The sequence below is a fragment of the Massilia sp. CT11-108 genome (genome assembly GCF_047302915.1).
GTDB classification, from domain to species: domain Bacteria; phylum Pseudomonadota; class Gammaproteobacteria; order Burkholderiales; family Burkholderiaceae_D; genus Telluria; species Telluria orientalis.
Genome location: NZ_JBKYMO010001413.1, coordinates 1 through 310, shown reverse-complemented (window position 1 = coordinate 310; position 310 = coordinate 1). Strand labels below are relative to the sequence as shown.

Genomic DNA, 310 nt, shown 5'->3' with positions numbered 1-310 from the left:
CGACCGGCAGCACGAGGGCCAGACCGTGGGTGGCCGCGGCGACGAGCGCGTCGGCCACCCGCAGGTCGTTTTGCGCGCGCTTGACGTCGAGTCCGTCGAGCAGCAGCAGGCGCAATTGCTCGGCCATGCGTCCGCCCGCGAGCGAGAAGCCCAGCCAGGCGCACAGCAGGATCGCGGCGAACGGCAGGTCGGTACTCTTGCTCGTCTCGCCGTCGCGGCGCGCGTCGCGCAGCTTCTTGTCGCTGGGTTGTTCGGTTTTTTCGTCGGACATGCGCTTCCCCCTTCCGATCGGCATTGTCGGCGCCGCGAC

Annotated in this window: 1 protein-coding gene; it reads right to left on the bottom strand. The window is 69.7% G+C overall.

The window, feature by feature from the left end; genetic code table 11:
• The coding region (locus tag ACEN88_RS35060; RefSeq protein WP_413347032.1) for an EscU/YscU/HrcU family type III secretion system export apparatus switch protein at window positions 1-271 on the bottom strand (271 nt) is incomplete at its 3' end.
• Window positions 272-310: the final 39 nt, after the last annotated feature.